Source organism: Pseudomonas sp. V88_4 (genome assembly GCF_029967985.1).
GTDB classification, from domain to species: Bacteria; Pseudomonadota; Gammaproteobacteria; order Pseudomonadales; family Pseudomonadaceae; genus Aquipseudomonas; species Aquipseudomonas glycinae.
The window spans coordinates 229433-246498 of the sequence record NZ_JASCAF010000047.1 but is presented as its reverse complement, the minus strand read 5'-3'; the positions used below and the strand labels follow the sequence as shown (position 1 = coordinate 246498).

The following is a 17066-nucleotide window of genomic DNA, read 5'->3' as shown; positions in this document are numbered from 1 at the left end:
GGATGTCTTTGCGTCTGGTCTTTGTCCTGCTGTGCTGTCTGGCGGGCGCTGCTCACGCAGAACCTGCCAGACCCACACCTCAAAAAGCCTACCTGACACTGATCATCGATGACCTGGGGCAGAACCTGCCCCGGGATCGCCGGGTGCTGGCCCTGCCCGGGCCGGTCACCACGGCGATCATGCCCGACACCCCGCACGCCACCGAATTCGCCCGCGAAGCCCATCGCGCCGGCAAGATCGTGATCCTGCACATGCCGATGGACCCGGCCACAGGCCCGTTCGCCTGGCATCCCGAACTGCCCATCGAAGAACTCGAGAAACGGCTGAACGCCGCGTTCAAAATGGTCCCCTACACCGCCGGCATCAACAACCATATGGGCAGTCGCATGACTGCGCAGCCGGTGGCCATGGCGTGGTTGATGGGCGAGTTGCAGCGCCGCCACAAGTTCTTCGTCGACAGCCGGACCAGCGCCCAGACTGTCGCCGCGCAGCAGGCACAGAAGATCGATCTGGCAAGTGTTTCGCGGGATGTATTTCTCGATGACGAGCGCACCGAAGCGGCGATCCTGACTCAATTGCAGGCGGCAATCAGCCTGGCCCACAAACAGGGTTCAGCCGTGATGATCGGGCACCCTTATCCACAGACACTCGCGGTGCTGGAACGGGAGCTGCCAAAGTTGAAAGCCCAAGGCATCGAGTGGATCGACATCAAGCAGATGATCAGCGTGCGCAGCAATCGCGCCACGGCCGCACACGGCAAAAACGGTGTCTACCGATAAATGCCCTGATACAACCGCTACACATAGTTATTGCCTGACGACTCGCCCGCGTCTGGATAGTCACCCCTGTAATGGTTAGCGACTCTTGTGGGTCGCCTTGCAAACTTCAGGACTGACTATGACAGGCATCGACAGCAACACATTATCTGCGCAGCGAATGGAACCGATCCGGTTCGGCAATCTGCTGATCAATTTCACCAGCGAATTCCACCGGATCTGGGACAGCCGCGGCTCCGGTTCCGCGGTTGGCAGTTTTTGGCGCCCGGCTCCCGCCCCCGATCTGCTACCGGGGTATTTCCCGTTGGGGGATGTGGCCGTGACCGGGTACGAAAACGTCAATGGAAACAGAATCGTGGCTGTCGTCCGTGAAGGCGAGCCGCAAGGCGGTGGCCCCTCCCGGAGCAACGCACTCAGCCCGCCCACGGACTACGAAAGAGTCTGGAAGGACGCCAACTCCGGAGCCGCCGCCGACTGCACGGTATGGCGCCCGATCCCTCCTCCCGGCTATGTGGCCATGGGGTTTGTCTGCTCCAATGGTCGCGACAAGCCATTACTCAATGCGATCCGCTGTATCCGCGAAGATCTGGTCATGCCCGCAACCGTTGGCGATTTGATCTGGGATGACAAAGGCAGTGGTGCCAGGCAGAACTTCAGCGCCTGGGACATTGAACCTGCGCAGGCTGCTGCGGGTGAAATCCACTTTGCAGCGGGCACGTTCTTCGGAGTCCAGAGCCACTCCAAACCTGTGAATGCCACCGTCCATGCGTTGCGAATGCAGCTTCCCCGACAGTCCATACCTGCACCCGAGGCGCCTGAACTGTCGGGGTATGGAGCCCCTCCGGAACTGGCACCGGCCAAGGTCACACAGACCGTGCGAATTCCATGGTTCGCGGTAAACGATCAACTGTCTGCGGGCGAGCAGTTGTCCACTTCCCCGTTCTACCGTCTGGAACGCTCGGATCAATATGTCCTGGTGGGGCACGGCCACAACACCACTGATCTGCCGCGGCCTTTCAAATGGAAAGCGGTTCGCGCCCAGAACTCGCAGATGCAGCAGATTTTCAGTCGCCTCACCGCTATCGAGTTCTCGACAGCGTGGTCAGCGCTGCCTTCGAGCGCACCCCCTGCCATCCGTTTCTCGGCACATCTGTACAAGGACTTTACCTACTGCGAGACATCAGCCAGCGGCTGGGATGAATCGCGCCCACTGGACATCGTCGCCATGGCTGCCAAACACAAGGCCGTGGCGATCTATCAAATACAAAGTATCTATACGTTGAGGCGCGCAGACGGCACTCATGTAGCAGTGAGCGTGGGTTACACCGATGATGAAAGCCTTTACCTGACCGAGTATCCGCCAGAAAGCGACAGCACGCTGACCTTCACTCCGCAACTGGCGACAGAACCACCTGCAAGCGAAAGCCGTTCAGACAGTGACAATATCGATTTCGCCCCTCAGCCGACGACAGAGGAAGAAGTCGCTACAAATACCGTCCCATGATCTCGTCGACCACACCGTCCTTGCGCATCTGATCCAGCTCGGCCTGCAACCGGGCAACCGTTGCATCGGGCACGTCCTTGTTCAGTGCCAGATACAGTTCGGCACTGTTGAAGCGCAGTACGGTTTTCAACCCGGTCACCCCATCCTGCCGCGCCAGATAACGGCCGGCAGGATCGCCGGTGGCCCACAGATCGATCTGACCGCTGACGAGTTTTTTGGCGTTGTCCTGATCGCGCAGCACCACCACCGGCTTCAGGCCCTGTTTGGTCAACGTCTCGGCAATCGCATCGCCCTTGTAGGCGCCGATCTTGTATTTGCGCGCGTCATTTAGGGTTTCGAGGGTGATTTTGCTGTCGGCCCTGGCCAGCATGACCCAGTCGTCCGGGCCGATCGGGCCGACCCACTTGAAGAGTTTTTCGCGATCCGGCAGCCGCGCCATGACGAACGCTCCGTAACCGGGATTCTCCAGCGCCAGCTTGTAGACCCGCTCCCAGGGGAAGCGCAGGGTCAGGCTGTAAGTGATGCCGGCACGCTTGAACATCTCGCGCACGATGTCCGTGGCGATGCCATTGATGTTTTCATCCTGGGCGAAATTCTTGCCGTTCTTCGCCATGTTGTACGGCGGGAAGTTTTCGGTGAGGAGCACCAGATCGGTGTCGGGACTTTCCTCGGCGTGGCCGGTGTTGATCAACAACACGGAGGCACTGGCGAGGGCGAGAAGCAGGCGTTTGATCATGTCGGGCTACCGAAATCCATGGCGTGCCCAAGAGTGCCTTGGGTACGCCATGCTGTCCACTGGCCTGTATGGATGTTTAGCGCATTACGATGCCGCGGTGAGCCATGTAGGCCTTGGCTTCCTGAACGGTGTATTCGCCGAAGTGGAAAATACTCGCCGCCAGTACTGCACTGGCGTGGCCTTCAAGGATGCCGTCAGCCAGATGCTGCAGGTTGCCGACGCCGCCGGAAGCGATCACCGGAATGCCCAGCGCATCGCTGATGGCGCGGGTCACGCCGAGGTCGAAACCGTTTTTCATGCCGTCCTGATCCATGCTGGTCAGGAGGATTTCACCGGCACCCAGGCCTTCCATTTTCTTCGCCCACTCGACTGCGTCGAGGCCGGTCGGCTTGCGGCCGCCGTGGGTGAAGATCTCCCAGCGCGGGGTTTCGCCCGGGCCGGAGACCTTCTTCGCGTCGATGGCGACGACGATGCATTGCGAGCCGAAATGCTGCGCCGCTTCGCCGACGAACTCCGGGTTGAACACGGCAGCGGTGTTGATCGACACCTTGTCCGCACCGGCATTGAGCAGGTTGCGAATGTCCTGCACGGTACGCACACCACCGCCGACGGTCAGCGGGATAAACACCTGGCTGGCCATGCGCTCGACGGTGTGCAGCGTGGTGTCACGGCCATCGACGCTGGCGGTGATGTCGAGAAAGGTAATCTCGTCGGCACCCTGCTCGTCGTAGCGACGGGCGATTTCCACCGGGTCGCCGGCGTCACGGATGTTCTCGAACTTCACACCTTTGACGACCCGGCCGTTGTCCACGTCCAGGCAAGGGATGATGCGTTTGGCTAACGCCATTGGCTTAATCTCCGATTAAGAGTTGCAAGCTTCAAGCTGCTAGCTGCAAGAAAGAGCAGATTGCGGTCGCGCTTCTGACTTGCAGCTCGAAGCTTATGGCTTGGAGCTGGCCGCGTAGCCATCACAAAAAGCCTGAGCCTCTGCAACATCCAGAGTGCCCTCGTAAATCGCGCGCCCTGTGATGGCGCCGATGATGCCTGGCGCCTTGGCGTCGAGCAGCGACTTGATGTCACCGAGGTTGTGAATGCCGCCGGAGGCGATCACCGGGATCTTCGTGGCAGCCGCCAGCGCAGCGGTGAACGGTACGTTGCAGCCCTGCATCATGCCGTCTTTGGCGATGTCGGTATAAACGATCGAGGACACGCCGTCGGCTTCGAACTGCTTGGCCAGGTCGATGACCTGCACGGTGCTGATCTCAGCCCAGCCATCGGTGGCGACAAAACCGTCCTTGGCGTCGAGGCCGACGATGATCTTGCCCGGGAACGCGCGGCAGGCTTCAGCGACGAACGCCGGATCCTTCACCGCTTTGGTGCCGATGATCACGTAGCTGACGCCGGCCTTGACGTAGTGCTCGATGGTTTCCAGCGAACGAATGCCGCCGCCGATCTGGATCGGCAGGGTCGGGTAGCGCTTGGCGATCGCGGTCACCACTTCGCCGTTGACCGGCTGGCCTTCGAAAGCGCCGTTCAGATCGACCAGATGCAGACGACGGCAGCCGCCCTCCACCCACTTGGCAGCCATGCTCACCGGGTCATCGGAGAACACTGTGGAATCTTCCATGCGGCCCTGGCGCAGACGTACGCAGGCACCGTCTTTAAGATCGATAGCGGGAATAATCAGCATGCTTTTTCCTTCGTCAAAAGAGCTGCAAGCTGCAAGCCATAAGCTGCAAGCGCGCACGCGTGTGTACTTCTTGCAGCTTGCAGCTTGAAGCTTGCCGCTGCCCTAATTCTTCTCGAGCGCCCACAGGTCGCTTTCGATGCTTTCAAACCGCTCCTTGAGGTGGGTCTGCACATCGAAAATCGCCCTGTTGTAATAGTGCGGAGCAATTTCGCGGGTAAACAGCTCAAGAATTTCCGCCGCCTCGAACGAACCCAGGTCCAGTTCGAAACGATCCTCCATGAACCGCTGAATCTTGCGGTTGGCCTCGCTCTCCTGCTCGGGAGTGAGGGTCAGTATCGGCGGCTTGGATTTCTTGACGGCCATTTACCAGCGACCGTCCCACGCCGCGAAGTTCTGCAGCAATTGCAGGCCATGGGTATGGCTCTTCTCCGGGTGGAACTGCACGGCGAAACGCGAACCTTCGGCCAGCGCCGCGGCGAAATCGACGCCGTAATGACCGCTGCCGACCACCTGCCGCGGGTTGCCGGCGGCGATGTAGTAGCTGTGCACGAAGTAGAAACGCGCCAGGTCCGGAATGTTGTGCCACAGCGGATGATCCACCGCCTGCTTCACTTCGTTCCAGCCCATGTGCGGGACTTTCAGGTGCTCGCCGTCTTCATGCAGGTCTTTGCCGAAGAACTTCACCGCGCCCGGGAACAGGCCGATGCAGTCGACGCCGTCGTTCTCTTCGCTGGAGTCGAGCAAGGCTTGCATGCCGACGCAGATGCCGAGAAACGGACGGTCCTGGCTGACTTCACGCACCAGCGAATCGAAACCGAGGCGACGGATCTCCGCCATGCAATCGCGAATCGCGCCGACACCGGGGAACACCACGCGGTCGGCTTCGCGGATCACTGCCGCATCGCTGGTGATCAGCACCTTGCCGGCACCGACGTGCTCGAGGGCCTTGGCCACCGAGTGCAGGTTGCCCATGCCGTAATCGATAACTGCAACCGTCTGCATTACAGGACGCCCTTGGTCGAAGGCATCTGGCCGGCCATGCGCTCGTCCAGCTCGACGGCCATGCGCAGCGCGCGGCCGAAAGCCTTGAACACGGTTTCGATCTGGTGGTGAGTGTTGGTGCCGCGCAGGTTGTCGATGTGCAGGCTGACCAGCGCGTGGTTGACGAAGCCCTGGAAGAATTCCTGGAACAGGTCGACGTCGAAGCCGCCAACGGTGGCGCGGGTGTACGGCACGTGCATCTGCAGGCCTGGGCGGCCGGAGAAGTCGATCACCACGCGCGACAGCGCTTCATCGAGCGGCACGTAGGCGTGGCCGTAGCGACGGATGCCTTTCTTGTCGCCAATGGCTTGCGCGAAGGCCTGGCCGAGGGTGATACCGACGTCTTCCACCGTATGGTGGTCGTCGATATGCAGATCGCCCTTGCATTGGATATCCAGGTCGATCAACCCGTGACGGGCGATCTGATCCAGCATGTGCTCAAGAAAAGGAACACCGATATCGAATCGGGCCTTTCCGGTGCCATCAAGGTTGATCGAGGCTTTGATCTGGGTTTCCAGAGTGTCGCGCTCGACAGACGCCTTACGTTCGGCCATCACCAGCTCCGCAAAATCATTGGGCGAAAAAGGCAGCCATTATAGGGGCGCGGGGCCGAAACAGAAACACGAGAGGTGATATGGCAGACGGATAGAAGCCCCGGCTGTCGCGGGTAGACATGTCCATACAAGCCATTACAGGCACCCGGAAACAAATGTGGGAGCGGGCTTGCTCGCGAAAGCGGTGGGTCAGCCAACAGTGATGTCGACTGACCGGACGCCATCGCGGGCAAGCCCGCTCCCACAGGGGTTCTGCGTTTTAACGGTTACTTAGTGGAACAGAACCGCCGTCTTCTGCAGGGTCACCCACACACCCCACGCCAACGGAATCCCCACCACCAGCCACGCAGCGATCGCCAATGGCTTGCTGCCCGGCGCGGCTTTCCACTCCAGCACGGTGCTGCCGTCAGCACCCTTGTCGTGGCCCAGCGCCTGTTCAGCTGCCAGTTCAGCGTCGGTCATGAAGTACTTGTCGGCCACCGGGCGTACCAGCAGGTTGCACAGGAAACCCAGCACCAGCAGGCCGGCGAGGATGTACAGAGTGATGTCGTAAGCGGCGGCGCGTTCGACGCCGATGCTCAGCTGATACTCACGCAGGTAGTTCACCAGTACCGGACCCAGCACGCCAGCGGCAGCCCAGGCAGTCAGCAGACGACCGTGGATCGCGCCAACCATTTGCGTACCGAACAGGTCGGCCAGATACGCCGGAACGGTGGCGAAACCACCGCCGTACATCGACAGGATGATGCAGAACGCCGCCACGAACAGCGCAACGTTGCCCAGGTGACCAAGGTTCGGGATCAGTGCGTACAGCGCAAAGCCCAGTGCGAAGAACACGAAGTAAGTGTTCTTGCGGCCCAGGTAGTCCGAGAACGACGCCCAGAAGAAACGACCGCCGATGTTGAACAGGCTCAGCAGACCGGTGAAACCGGCCGCAATCGCTGCGATGGAAGCCAGTTGACCGGCATCCAGCTGACCGAACGGCAGATCATTGCCCAGCAGCTTGCCACCGAACACTTCCTGCAACAGTGGCGAAGCCATGCCGAGGATGCCGATACCGGCCGACACGTTCAGGCACAGCACCAGCCACACCAGGCGGAATTGCGGGGTTTTCCACGCCACATTCACGTGAACGTGACGGTGGGTGATCATCGCGTTCGACGCTTTTTTCGCTGGCGCGGTCCAGCCTTCAGGCTTCCAGCCGGTTGGCGGTACGCGGTAAGCCAGCGCGCCACCGATCATGAACACGAAGTAGATCGCAGCCATGGCGACGAAGCTCTGCCACACGCCCACGCCAGTCGGCGAAGCGAAATGGCTCATCAGAGCGGTCGCCAGTGGTGCACCAACCATCGCGCCACCACCGAAGCCCATGATCGCCATGCCGGTCGCCATGCCGCGCTTGTCCGGGAACCATTTGATCAGGGTCGAGACCGGCGAGATGTAGCCCAGACCCAGACCGATACCGCCGATCACGCCGGAGCCGATCCACATCAGCCAGATCTGGTGGGTATAGATACCCAGCGCAGAAATCAGCAGACCGCCGCACCAGCACAATGCCGATACAACGCCGGCCTTGCGTGGTCCTGCGTGTTCAAGCCAGCCACCCCAGATCGCTGCCGAGCAGCCGAGGAAGATGAAGAACAGGGTGTAGATCCAGCCGAGCATGGAGATCGGCCAGTCGCATTGCGACGAGAAGACTTGTGCGATGAAGCTCATGTCCGGTGCGCAAGCCACCGGAGCGGTCACGCCCAGCGCCTTGGACAGCGGCAACCAGAACACCGAGAAGCCGTAGGCCATGCCGATGCACAGGTGAATGGCCAGAGCGGCCGGTGGAACCAGCCAACGGTTGAAACCGGGCTTGGCGATGATGCGTTCCTTGGACAGGAACCCGGGCTGATCGGCTTTGAAGCCGTCCGCCGTAATGGTCGTGCTCATTGTGTATCCCCCAATTATTAGTATGGTTCGCCAGCCACTGCCCACCCCGGCCTTTATGCACGCAGGCATGACCGTTTTTTGCGGGTGAAGCTCCTTGAAAGCGCGACGTTAAGTCGCAGATGGGCGGACGAACGGGCGAAGGTTACCATTTGCACGTGACAGAAAAACCAAACTGATATCACCTTTTTTGAGTCATCTGATCTCATGACGCCGGGGAACCCCGATGCCGACCGTTGTCGAAGCGCTGTACATCGCGGTTCAACAGCCTTCACGGGGCACCGCGACAGCGAGGGTTGATGCAGCGCTATACTCCCCGGCTAAATTACGAAATCGACTACTTACAAGGACTCGCCCATGAAAGCGTTCGGCAAAATCCTGGGTCTGGTACTTCTCGGGCTGTTGCTGATCATTGTGGCGGCGGGCTTCGCCCTGACCCACCTGTTTGATCCCAACGACTACAAAGACGAGATCCGTCAGATTGCCCGCGACAAGGCCCACATCGAGCTGACGCTCAATGGCGACATCGGCTGGAGCCTGTTCCCGTGGCTCGGCCTGGAACTGCACGAGGCCAGCGTCGCGACCCTGGCCAAGCCGGCCGAACCGTTCGCCGACCTGCAGATGCTCGGCCTGTCCGTGCGCGTGCTGCCGCTGCTGCGCCGCGAAGTGCAGATGAGCGACGTGCGCGTCGAAGGCCTGAACCTGCGTCTGAACCGTGACAAGAATGGTCATGGCAACTGGGAAGACATCGGCAAGGTGCCGGCTCCCGCCGGCAGCACACCGCCTGCGACCGCCGGGGAAGCGTCTCCAGCAACACCGGCCCCGGTGGAAAAACCGGCCCAGCCGATCCGCCTGGACATCGACAGCCTGACCGTCAACAACGCCCGCGTGGAATACAACGACGAGCTGACCGGCAAGCAATTCAGCGCCGAAAGCATCCAGCTGAGTACCGGCGCGGTTCACGATTCGACCAACATCCCGGTCAAGGCCACCGCGTTCCTCGGTACCAACCAGCCAGTGCTGCGGGTGCGCACCGAGCTCAACGGCGAGCTGCGCTTCGAGCGCGCCCTGCAACGCTACAAGTTCGAAGACCTGAAGCTGTCCGGCGAAGTCGCCGGCGATCCGCTGCAGGGCAAAACCGTAACCTTTGCCGCCCAAGGCCAATTGTTGCTGGACAAGGCCGCCAACGTCGCCGAATGGACCGGCATCAAACTGTCGGTCAATCAGTTGCGTGCCCTCGGCGAGCTGAAGGCAAACGACCTGGACAAGACCCCACAGATCAGCGGCGGGATTTCCGTTGCCCAGTTCGACCTGGCGAAATTCGTCGACAGCATCGGCCAGACTCTGCCGGCCATGGCCGAAGGCAGCCTGAGCAAGGTTGAACTGGTCAGCCGTGTCGCCGCCACGCCAACCAGCGTGGCGCTGGACAACATCAACCTGAAACTCGACGACAGCAGCTTCAGCGGCCGCATCGCCGTCGAAGATTTCGCCAAGCAATCGCTGCGAGCGGTCCTCAAGGCCGACACCTTCAACGTCGACCGTTACCTGCCGCCGAAATCGGAAAAAGCCAACAACGCTACCCAGGTCCGCCAGGCCGAAGTCGCCAGCACCGAGGCCGATGCGATGGCGGGTGCCGGCAGCACGCCGCTGCCGGAAAAACCGAGCAAAAGCGCCTGGAGCACCGAGCGCCTGTTCCCGGTCGAGCGCCTGAGCAAGCTCGACGTGAACGCTGACCTGACCTTCGGCCAGTTGACCCTCGACAAATTGCCGATCCAGAACGCCGCACTGAAAGCGACCGGCCAGGGCGGCCTGCTGACTCTGGAGAACCTGCGCGGCGAGCTGTACAACGGCGACTTTGAAGCCAAGGGGACGCTGGATGTGCGCCAGACCACGCCGGTGCTGAACCTGCAAACCCGGATCAACCGGGTGCCAGTGGAGAAAATCCTCGAAAGCCAGGGCAAGAATCCGCCGGTCAAGGGTCTGGTCAATCTCACCAGCACCGTCACCGGCAGTGGCAACAGTCAGCAGGCGCTGATCGAAACCCTCAACGGCAACGCCAGTTTCGTGATCAACAACGGCGTGCTGCTCAACGCCAACCTTGAGCAGCAACTGTGCAAGGGCATCGCCACCCTCAACCGTAAATCCCTGAGCGGCGAGCCGCGGGGCAAGGACACACCATTTCAGGAACTCAAGGGCAACCTGACCTTCCGCAACGGCGTGGCCAGCAACCCGGACCTGAAAGTGCGCATCCCCGGCATGAGCGTCAACGGTGACGGCGATATCGACCTCAAGGTGCTGGGCATGGACTACCGCGTCGGCATCATCGTCGAAGGCGACACCAGTGCCATGCCGGACCCGGCCTGCCAGGTCGGCGACAAATTCGTCGGCATCGAATGGCCGCTGCGTTGCCGTGGCCCGCTGGAACTGGGCGCCAAGGCCTGCCGCGTGGACAACGAGCGCATGGGCCAGGTCGCGAGCAAACTGGCCGGCGACAAGCTCAGCGAAAAGATCGACGAAAAACTGGGCGACAAAGTCAGCCCGGAACTGAAAAACGCATTGAAGGGGCTGTTCAAGCGATGAGAGCGGAGCAGTTTTCCACGGCGGTGCTGGAATGGTTCGACCGCCACGGCCGCCATGACTTGCCCTGGCAACAGAACATCAACCCGTACCGGGTGTGGGTGTCCGAGATCATGTTGCAGCAGACTCAGGTCAGCACCGTGCTCATTTACTTCGACCGGTTCATGGCCGCACTGCCGACGGTCGAAGCCCTGGCCGCAGCGCCGGAAGACGAAGTGCTGCACCTGTGGACGGGCCTGGGTTACTACACCCGCGCGCGCAATCTGCAGAAGACTGCGAAGATCGTCGTCAGCCAGTACGGTGGCGAGTTTCCCCGGGATGTCGAGAAGCTCACGGAGCTGCCGGGCATCGGCCTGTCCACCGCCGGTGCGATCGCCAGCATCAGCATGGGCCTGCGTGCGCCGATCCTCGACGGCAACGTCAAACGGGTGCTGGCGCGCTTTACCGCGCAGGAGGGCTACCCCGGCGAGCCAAAGGTCGCCAAACAGCTGTGGGCCAACGCCGAGCGCTTCACGCCGCAGGATCGGGTCAACGCCTACACCCAGGCGATGATGGACCTGGGCGCCACGCTCTGCACCCGCAGCAAGCCGAGCTGTTTGCTGTGTCCGCTGAAAAAGGGTTGCGAAGCGCACATGCTCGGCCTGGAGACGCGCTACCCGATTCCCAAACCGCGCAAGGCCATCCCGCAGAAACGCACGCTGATGCCGCTGCTGGCCAACGAGGACGGCGCGATTTTGCTTTATCGCCGCCCGTCCAGCGGATTGTGGGGCGGTTTGTGGAGCCTGCCGGAACTCGACGACCTCGACGACCTGCAACACCTCGCCGCGCAGCACTCGCTGGAACTGGGCGAGCAGCAGGCGCTGCCGAGCCTTGTCCACACCTTCAGCCACTTCCAGCTGTCCATCGAACCCTGGCTGGTTCAGGTGCAGGAGGCCGGCGGTCACGTGGCCGAGGCCGACTGGCTCTGGTATAACCTCGCCACCCCGCCGCGCCTGGGCCTCGCCGCCCCGGTCAAGACCTTGCTCGAACGCGCGGCCGCCGTCTTGAATGCAGGAGAGTCGACATGACCCGCACCGTAATGTGCCGCAAGTACAAAGAACAACTCGAAGGTCTGGAGCGCCCACCGTACCCGGGCGCCAAGGGCCAGGATATTTTCGAACACGTCTCGGCCAAGGCTTGGGCGGACTGGCAGAAACACCAGACCCTGCTGATCAACGAAAAACGCCTGAACATGATGAACGCCGAAGACCGCAAATTTCTTCAGGGCGAAATGGACAAGTACTTCTCCGGCGAGGAATACGCTCAGGCCGAAGGCTACGTTCCGCCAGCCGAATAACCCCCGGATTTCGTAAGCGACGGAATTAATTTAAGAAATTTTAAAAAAGTCGTTGACGTAAATCCGAAAAACCCTTTTAATGCGCCCCGTTGCCCAGATAGCTCAGTCGGTAGAGCAGGGGATTGAAAATCCCCGTGTCGGCGGTTCGATTCCGTCTCTGGGCACCAAATACCGAAAACCCTGAATCGCAAGATTCAGGGTTTTTTTATGCCTGCGATTTGATGGCGACCGGATCCGCCCTTCTTGCAGGCCGGAATTCGCGATACGTTGCTCAACCCTTATGGAAGAGGGTCATCCCGCGATGAACCAGAAAAGAACCCGCGTTCCCCTGCCCCATCCCGCGCCGCCCGTAAAACGCACCGACTGGATGATGATCGCGCTCGGCCTGGTGCTGATCCTGTGCATCGGCCTGATCGCCTATGAAACCGTGGACGGCCTGATTCAGGGGCGCATCGGCAACATGGCACGCGGCAAACGCTTCGCCGTGTATTCGTTGAGCACACAACCCAGCAGCTTCTGGTTTGCCGTCGCCGCGCATTGCCTCCTCGCCCTCTTCCTGTCGGGCGCCTCGTGGTTATTGATCTGGCTGGGCCGCACGGCAACGGTCGCGCCATCCCGGCGCGACCGTCAGCAGCGCTAGGTGTTGTCGTTCCAGTGGAACACCAGATTGCGCGCAGCACCGCCGCCAATTTCCGCCGCATCCCGGCGCGTTTCACCATTGCGGGTCGCGACGACCGTATATTTGCCGGGCGGTAACTGCACGTAGACCAATGGCCCGGTCTGATTCAGCGTCAGCACGGTCTGGCCGGGTACTTTTTGAATCATCACGTCAACATCGGCGGTGTATTGGTTTTGCATGCCGACGGCGAACGTCATGTGCAGGTTGTAGCCCGCGGATTGCTGAATGGCTTTCGACTCATCTTCACCAATCCCGCCGGCCAGATAGCGAACGCCGTTTTGCTCTTGCTGCTGAACCTGCACGGCGGAACTGTCGATCGGCTCCAGGCTTGCAGCCTGCGCCATGATCGGAAACAGCAGCACCGCCGCAGCGGCAACGGGCAGCACGAATGAAAGAACGCGTTTCATGAGGACGACTCCCGGGCTCTCGCGGAACCCAATCGTTACCTCTTTTTAGATTTTGTCTTGCGGGGTGGGTTTTAGAACAATTGGGAGTTGTTTTGAATGCGAAAAGGACTACTGAAGTATTTCCCAGCCAATTCATGACGCACTGCGTCACGAATTGGCGAGCGCCTTATCGAACCTTCCATCCGGTATGCACTGCGTGCCAAATCATTGCGCTACATCCCGCCTGAAGTTCATTCTCGACCCGTCCTAGCCAGGCTCGAAACCCATGAACCTACAAAGTGCGCCACCTCCACTTGGCCAAGCATCCGACATTGAAAGCGAGCCCTTCCACGAGCCCGCCGCCGACGGCTATCTGCTCGGTGGCTTCACCTGGCGCCACGCTTCGCCCGATCCACAACGCCCGGTGGTCATCATCAACGCCGCCACGTCCGTGCGCTGCCGTCACTACTCGCGCTTCGCGGCGTACCTGTTCGCCAACGGCTTCGACGTGATCATTTACGACTACCGGGGCATTGGTGAGTCGCGGCCAAAGTCGATGAAGCATTTGCAGGCTTCGTGGACGGACTGGGGCGCGCTGGATTTCGAGGCGATGCTCAAACGCGCGCAGCGGGAGTTTCCCGGCCAGCCGATCGATGTGGTCGGGCACAGCTTCGGTGGCTGCGCAGCAGGCCTGGTGGCGTCCGGGAAGATAATCCGACGTCTGGTGACGGTCGGCGCACAATTCGCTTACTGGCGCGATTACGCGCCCGAGCACCGATGGCGGATGTTCGGCAAATGGCATCTGCTGATGCCGCTGGTAACGTTGCTCTGTGGATATTTTCCGGGCAAACGACTTGGCTGGCTGGAGGACACGCCCGCCGGCGTGGTGCGCGACTGGAGCACGCCAGCCGCACGTTATGAGCGGCGCCCGAGCGGGAGAACGATGGCGGACTTGCCCTTCGCCAACGTCCGGGCCAAAGCCTTGGCAATCAGCATCAGTGACGATCCCTACGGCACGATTCCCGCCATCGAACGCCTGCTCGCTTACTTCCACAACGCCCAAAAGACCCACCTGCGAATCGAGCCGCAGGACATCGGCGAACAGCAAGTCGGACATTTCGCCTTTTTTCGCAGCGCATACCAAGCCACACTATGGCCCATCGCTCTGACCTGGCTGCAGACCGGCGAACTGGCCTCCGACACACCGGGGCGCAAGATCCCACGCAGCCAAGCCCTTTAACGCACCACGGAACACACACCATGGCTTCTGCCAACAAGCAGCAAAAACGCGCCGCCCGGGCCAAGACCAAGGCCAAGCAGAACCGCACCAAACGTGCCGAAGCGCCGGTCGAGCTGGACCCGAACGACGACCGCATCGATTTCGAGTCGGTAGACCTGACCGAACTGTTCAAGAAAATGATCGACGCCGAGAAGATCAGCCAGCAGGCCATGTGCACGGCATTCCTCGAAGACCCGTTGCTGGAGCTGGTGTACGAACAGGAAGGCGAAGAGGGCGCGATGGATTTCATCCTCGCGGCGCTGATCGAGTACCGCCAGTGGTCCACCGAGACTGACGAGGCTGGCGCTCTGGCGTGGATCGAATCGCCGGATTTCCAGAAAGACTATGTGGCCGCGTCCGACGCAATCGCCGCACAAACCCAACAGAAAAACTGAGTTCCCATGGCATCCCTGAACAAGCAACAGAAACGCGCCAAACGCGCCAAGGCCAAAGCCAAGCAGATCCGCATGGTCGGTCGCAAACCCCTGGCGCAGGACGATGACCTTGGCCATCTGGCCGAGCCGATCCCGGAATACACCTTGGCGATGTTCAGCAAGATGCGCGACGCCGAAGCCGTCAGCCGCAATGAAATGCTGCTGACGCTGCTGCGTGAGCTGGCGTTCATCATCGTCGATCATCCTGAACTGCTGGACATGGAAAACGCCGAGAACGAAGGCATGGCCGCCACTCACCTGGCCGCCGACATGCTGATCGACTACCGCATGTGGGCCGACGGCATGGATCGCGAGACCGCCCAGGCCTGGCTTAGCGAACCGCAGTTCATCAGCGATTTCGGGATTGCGCTGGACACCTACGGTCAGTCGGTGGAAGCGCAGGAAGAGAAGAGCGAATAATCGCTGGCAGTAACAAAAACGGCCGCTTGTCATCACTGACAGCGGCCGTTTTGCATTACGCGTTGTGGATCAGTTCAGAACTGCCGCACCACGGTTTTCCATTTTCCGACGACGAGCCACCAACAGGCCGGTCGCCACAACCACCAGACTCAGCAGACCGGTTGCGAGGATTTCCACGCGGTGGGCATCCTGGAACAGCATGATGGTCAGGGCCGCCACGATAAATACGATCACGGCGTAGGTCAGGCCCGGGAACAGCCACATGCTGAAGACGATTTTCTCGCCGCGAGCCATGCGTTGTTTACGCATGCGCAGTTGCGAAATCGCGATCACCAGATACACCAGCAGCGCGATGGCGCCAGAGCTGGCCAGCAGGAACTCGAACACCGCAGCCGGGGCCACGTAGTTGGCGAAGGTGCACAGGAAGGCCGCGCCAGTGGACAGCATTACCGCCCAGTAAGGGGTGCCGCTCTTGTTGGTGCGGGTCGACATGGCCGGGGCGTCGCCGCGCTTGCCGAGGGAGAACAGCATGCGCGACGAGGTGTACAGCGCCGAGTTCAGGCAGCTGGTTACAGCAACCAGAACCACGATATCGACGATCATCTTGGCGTTCGGGATGCCCATGCGCTCAAGCACAGTCTGGTAGGAACCGAGGCTGGCCAGAACCGGGTCGTTCCATGGCACCAGTGCCACTACGATGAAGATCGACACGAGGTAGAACAGGCCGATCCGCCAGATCACCGAGTTGGTGGCCTTGGAGATCTGCTTGCCCGGGTTCTTCGATTCGGCGGCCGCGATGGTCACGATCTCGGTACCCATGAAGGAGAACATGGTGGTCAGGATCGCGCCCAGCACCGCGCCCATGCCGTTTGGCAGGAAGCCCTGGGTGTCGAAGATGTGCGAAACGCCGCTGACCTGGCTGTTCGGCAGGAAACCGAAAATGGCGGCGACGCCAAGAATGATGAAACCGATGATCGCCACGACTTTGAGCAGCGCGAACCAGAATTCGAACTCACCGTAGTTTTTCACGCTGAACAGGTTGGTCACGGTCAGCAGCATGGTGATGATCAGGGCGAAGGCCCAGATTTCCACACCCGGGAACCACGCGTGCAGGATGGTCGCGGCGGCGTTGGCTTCCAGCGGAATCACCAAGACCCAGAACCACCAGTACAGCCAGCCGATGGTGAAACCGGCCCAGTGACCGATAGCGCGGTCGGCGTAAGTCGAGAAGGAGCCAGTGTCAGGCGAGGCAACCGCCATTTCGCCGAGCATGCGCATGACCAGCACAACCAGCGCGCCAGCAGCAGCGTAAGCCAGCAGAACAGCGGGACCTGCGGCGGCGATGGCGTGGCCGGAGCCGACGAACAGACCTGCACCGATCACCCCGGCGATCGACAGCATGGTCACATGACGCGGTTTGAGCCCCTGTTCGAGGCCATTGGAGCTTTGGGTACTGCTCATTGGAACTACCTTTGCGAGGAAAGCGATTGCGTCCGGCCCGTCTGGTGTTCCTTCTCGTAAAAAGAATCCAACGGGGCGTTCCGGATTCTGCACGCAATAAATGCGCCAAAATGTTTCAAACTCTTCTGGGCTGCGGTTTTCAGCGCGACCGGACAGTCATCGCAAGTCCTTGAGAATAATGGCATTTCGCCAAAGCGTTACCCTGCGACTCACTTTTCAAACGAATCGGCGCACCAGAAACACACTGAAAAAGCATGGGAT

Annotated in this window: 18 protein-coding genes and 1 tRNA gene; 10 read left to right on the top strand and 9 right to left on the bottom strand. The window is 60.7% G+C overall.

All coding sequences use genetic code 11. The features are described 5' to 3' along the window. Positions 1-2 precede the first annotated feature (2 nt). The gene (locus QLG12_RS26700) at positions 3-779 is read left to right on the top strand and encodes a divergent polysaccharide deacetylase family protein (RefSeq protein ID WP_236193061.1); all 777 of its coding nucleotides are present in this window, start codon (positions 3-5) and stop codon (positions 777-779) included. 118 nt (positions 780-897) lie between these two features. Then, a complete protein-coding gene (locus QLG12_RS26695) occupies positions 898-2280 on the top strand; it encodes a Vps62-related protein (protein ID WP_282475514.1) in 1383 nt (460 codons plus the stop codon). Here QLG12_RS26695 and QLG12_RS26690 read toward each other — a convergent pair. The 7 genes from QLG12_RS26690 to QLG12_RS26660 all read right to left on the bottom strand — a co-directional run bounded on the left by QLG12_RS26690 (position 2261) and on the right by QLG12_RS26660 (position 8236). Then, a complete protein-coding gene (locus QLG12_RS26690; protein ID WP_197869352.1) occupies positions 2261-3016 on the bottom strand; it encodes an ABC transporter substrate-binding protein in 756 nt (251 codons plus the stop codon). The genes QLG12_RS26695 and QLG12_RS26690 overlap by 20 nt on opposite strands. Positions 3017-3092: 76 nt before the next feature. Beyond that, the gene (gene hisF / locus QLG12_RS26685) at positions 3093-3863 is read right to left on the bottom strand and encodes an imidazole glycerol phosphate synthase subunit HisF (protein ID WP_007897430.1); all 771 of its coding nucleotides are present in this window, start codon (positions 3861-3863) and stop codon (positions 3093-3095) included. A gap of 93 nt (positions 3864-3956) precedes the next feature. After that, entirely contained in the window at positions 3957-4706 is a 750-nt protein-coding gene (gene hisA, locus QLG12_RS26680; protein WP_197869353.1) for a 1-(5-phosphoribosyl)-5-[(5-phosphoribosylamino)methylideneamino]imidazole-4-carboxamide isomerase, read from the bottom strand. 102 nt (positions 4707-4808) lie between these two features. After that, positions 4809-5069, bottom strand: a complete 261-nt coding sequence (locus QLG12_RS26675) for a DUF2164 domain-containing protein (protein WP_011332018.1) — start codon at positions 5067-5069, stop codon at positions 4809-4811. Beyond that, positions 5070-5708 carry an imidazole glycerol phosphate synthase subunit HisH gene (gene hisH / locus QLG12_RS26670; protein WP_007952546.1) on the bottom strand — a complete coding sequence of 213 codons (639 nt, stop codon included), beginning with the start codon at positions 5706-5708 and terminating at the stop codon, positions 5070-5072. Beyond that, entirely contained in the window at positions 5708-6301 is a 594-nt protein-coding gene (gene hisB, locus QLG12_RS26665; protein WP_039764670.1) for an imidazoleglycerol-phosphate dehydratase HisB, read from the bottom strand. Before hisB ends, hisH begins: the two co-directional genes overlap by 1 nt. A 270-nt stretch (positions 6302-6571) precedes the next feature. Next, the gene (locus tag QLG12_RS26660; protein WP_039764668.1) at positions 6572-8236 is read right to left on the bottom strand and encodes an OFA family MFS transporter; all 1665 of its coding nucleotides are present in this window, start codon (positions 8234-8236) and stop codon (positions 6572-6574) included. Between the two features lie 354 nt (positions 8237-8590). Here QLG12_RS26660 and QLG12_RS26655 point away from each other — a divergent pair, with 354 nt between their 5' ends. The 5 genes from QLG12_RS26655 (at position 8591) to QLG12_RS26635 (ending at position 12786) form a co-directional block, all read left to right on the top strand. Then, complete coding sequence (locus QLG12_RS26655; RefSeq protein ID WP_282475513.1) at positions 8591-10813, top strand: AsmA family protein; 2223 nt, start codon at positions 8591-8593, stop codon at positions 10811-10813. Further along, the gene (gene mutY / locus QLG12_RS26650) at positions 10810-11877 is read left to right on the top strand and encodes an A/G-specific adenine glycosylase (protein WP_282475512.1); all 1068 of its coding nucleotides are present in this window, start codon (positions 10810-10812) and stop codon (positions 11875-11877) included. Before QLG12_RS26655 ends, mutY begins: the two co-directional genes overlap by 4 nt. Further along, complete coding sequence (locus QLG12_RS26645) at positions 11874-12146, top strand: oxidative damage protection protein (RefSeq protein ID WP_007952551.1); 273 nt, start codon at positions 11874-11876, stop codon at positions 12144-12146. The genes mutY and QLG12_RS26645 overlap by 4 nt, the downstream gene beginning before the upstream one ends. Positions 12147-12237: 91 nt before the next feature. Next, positions 12238-12313: transfer RNA gene (locus QLG12_RS26640), tRNA-Phe, on the top strand. A gap of 134 nt (positions 12314-12447) precedes the next feature. Beyond that, entirely contained in the window at positions 12448-12786 is a 339-nt protein-coding gene (locus QLG12_RS26635) for a hypothetical protein (protein WP_282475511.1), read from the top strand. Here the strand turns inward: QLG12_RS26635 and QLG12_RS26630 are convergent. Beyond that, the gene (locus QLG12_RS26630) at positions 12783-13232 is read right to left on the bottom strand and encodes a carboxypeptidase regulatory-like domain-containing protein (protein ID WP_282475510.1); all 450 of its coding nucleotides are present in this window, start codon (positions 13230-13232) and stop codon (positions 12783-12785) included. The two genes, QLG12_RS26635 and QLG12_RS26630, sit on opposite strands and share 4 nt — an antisense overlap. Positions 13233-13497: 265 nt before the next feature. Between QLG12_RS26630 and QLG12_RS26625 the strand changes: the two genes are divergently transcribed. Genes QLG12_RS26625 through QLG12_RS26615 form a run of 3 tightly spaced genes read left to right on the top strand, consistent with a single transcriptional unit; the run spans position 13498 to position 15344 of the window. Next, positions 13498-14451, top strand: a complete 954-nt coding sequence (locus QLG12_RS26625) for an alpha/beta fold hydrolase (RefSeq protein WP_282475509.1) — start codon at positions 13498-13500, stop codon at positions 14449-14451. 20 nt (positions 14452-14471) lie between these two features. Beyond that, on the top strand, positions 14472-14885 hold the full coding sequence (locus tag QLG12_RS26620) for a hypothetical protein (RefSeq protein ID WP_197869358.1): 414 nt from the start codon (positions 14472-14474) through the stop codon (positions 14883-14885). Positions 14886-14891: 6 nt separating this feature from the next. Beyond that, positions 14892-15344, top strand: coding sequence for a hypothetical protein (locus tag QLG12_RS26615; RefSeq protein WP_039764661.1), 453 nt, complete (start codon positions 14892-14894; stop codon positions 15342-15344). A 69-nt stretch (positions 15345-15413) separates the two neighbouring features. Here the strand turns inward: QLG12_RS26615 and gabP are convergent, their stop codons facing one another. Beyond that, a complete protein-coding gene (gene gabP, locus QLG12_RS26610; RefSeq protein ID WP_236193056.1) occupies positions 15414-16805 on the bottom strand; it encodes a GABA permease in 1392 nt (463 codons plus the stop codon). Between the last annotated feature and the right edge of the window lie 261 nt (positions 16806-17066).

Excerpts from the sequence above, each read along its gene's own strand:
- mutY (WP_282475512.1), top strand. The coding sequence starts at position 10,810 with ATGAGAGCGGAGCAGTTTTCCACGGCGGTGCTGGAATGGTTCGACCGC.
- hisF (WP_007897430.1), bottom strand. The coding sequence starts at position 3,863 with ATGGCGTTAGCCAAACGCATCATCCCTTGCCTGGACGTGGACAACGGC.
- QLG12_RS26675 (WP_011332018.1), bottom strand. The coding sequence starts at position 5,069 with ATGGCCGTCAAGAAATCCAAGCCGCCGATACTGACCCTCACTCCCGAG.
- QLG12_RS26700 (WP_236193061.1), top strand. The coding sequence starts at position 3 with ATGTCTTTGCGTCTGGTCTTTGTCCTGCTGTGCTGTCTGGCGGGCGCT.
- QLG12_RS26690 (WP_197869352.1), bottom strand. The coding sequence starts at position 3,016 with ATGATCAAACGCCTGCTTCTCGCCCTCGCCAGTGCCTCCGTGTTGTTG.
- QLG12_RS26645 (WP_007952551.1), top strand. The coding sequence starts at position 11,874 with ATGACCCGCACCGTAATGTGCCGCAAGTACAAAGAACAACTCGAAGGT.
- QLG12_RS26630 (WP_282475510.1), bottom strand. The coding sequence starts at position 13,232 with ATGAAACGCGTTCTTTCATTCGTGCTGCCCGTTGCCGCTGCGGCGGTG.
- QLG12_RS26615 (WP_039764661.1), top strand. The coding sequence starts at position 14,892 with ATGGCATCCCTGAACAAGCAACAGAAACGCGCCAAACGCGCCAAGGCC.
- QLG12_RS26695 (WP_282475514.1), top strand. The coding sequence starts at position 898 with ATGACAGGCATCGACAGCAACACATTATCTGCGCAGCGAATGGAACCG.
- gabP (WP_236193056.1), bottom strand. The coding sequence starts at position 16,805 with ATGAGCAGTACCCAAAGCTCCAATGGCCTCGAACAGGGGCTCAAACCG.
- hisA (WP_197869353.1), bottom strand. The coding sequence starts at position 4,706 with ATGCTGATTATTCCCGCTATCGATCTTAAAGACGGTGCCTGCGTACGT.
- hisB (WP_039764670.1), bottom strand. The coding sequence starts at position 6,301 with ATGGCCGAACGTAAGGCGTCTGTCGAGCGCGACACTCTGGAAACCCAG.
- QLG12_RS26655 (WP_282475513.1), top strand. The coding sequence starts at position 8,591 with ATGAAAGCGTTCGGCAAAATCCTGGGTCTGGTACTTCTCGGGCTGTTG.
- QLG12_RS26625 (WP_282475509.1), top strand. The coding sequence starts at position 13,498 with ATGAACCTACAAAGTGCGCCACCTCCACTTGGCCAAGCATCCGACATT.
- QLG12_RS26635 (WP_282475511.1), top strand. The coding sequence starts at position 12,448 with ATGAACCAGAAAAGAACCCGCGTTCCCCTGCCCCATCCCGCGCCGCCC.
- QLG12_RS26660 (WP_039764668.1), bottom strand. The coding sequence starts at position 8,236 with ATGAGCACGACCATTACGGCGGACGGCTTCAAAGCCGATCAGCCCGGG.
- hisH (WP_007952546.1), bottom strand. The coding sequence starts at position 5,708 with ATGCAGACGGTTGCAGTTATCGATTACGGCATGGGCAACCTGCACTCG.
- QLG12_RS26620 (WP_197869358.1), top strand. The coding sequence starts at position 14,472 with ATGGCTTCTGCCAACAAGCAGCAAAAACGCGCCGCCCGGGCCAAGACC.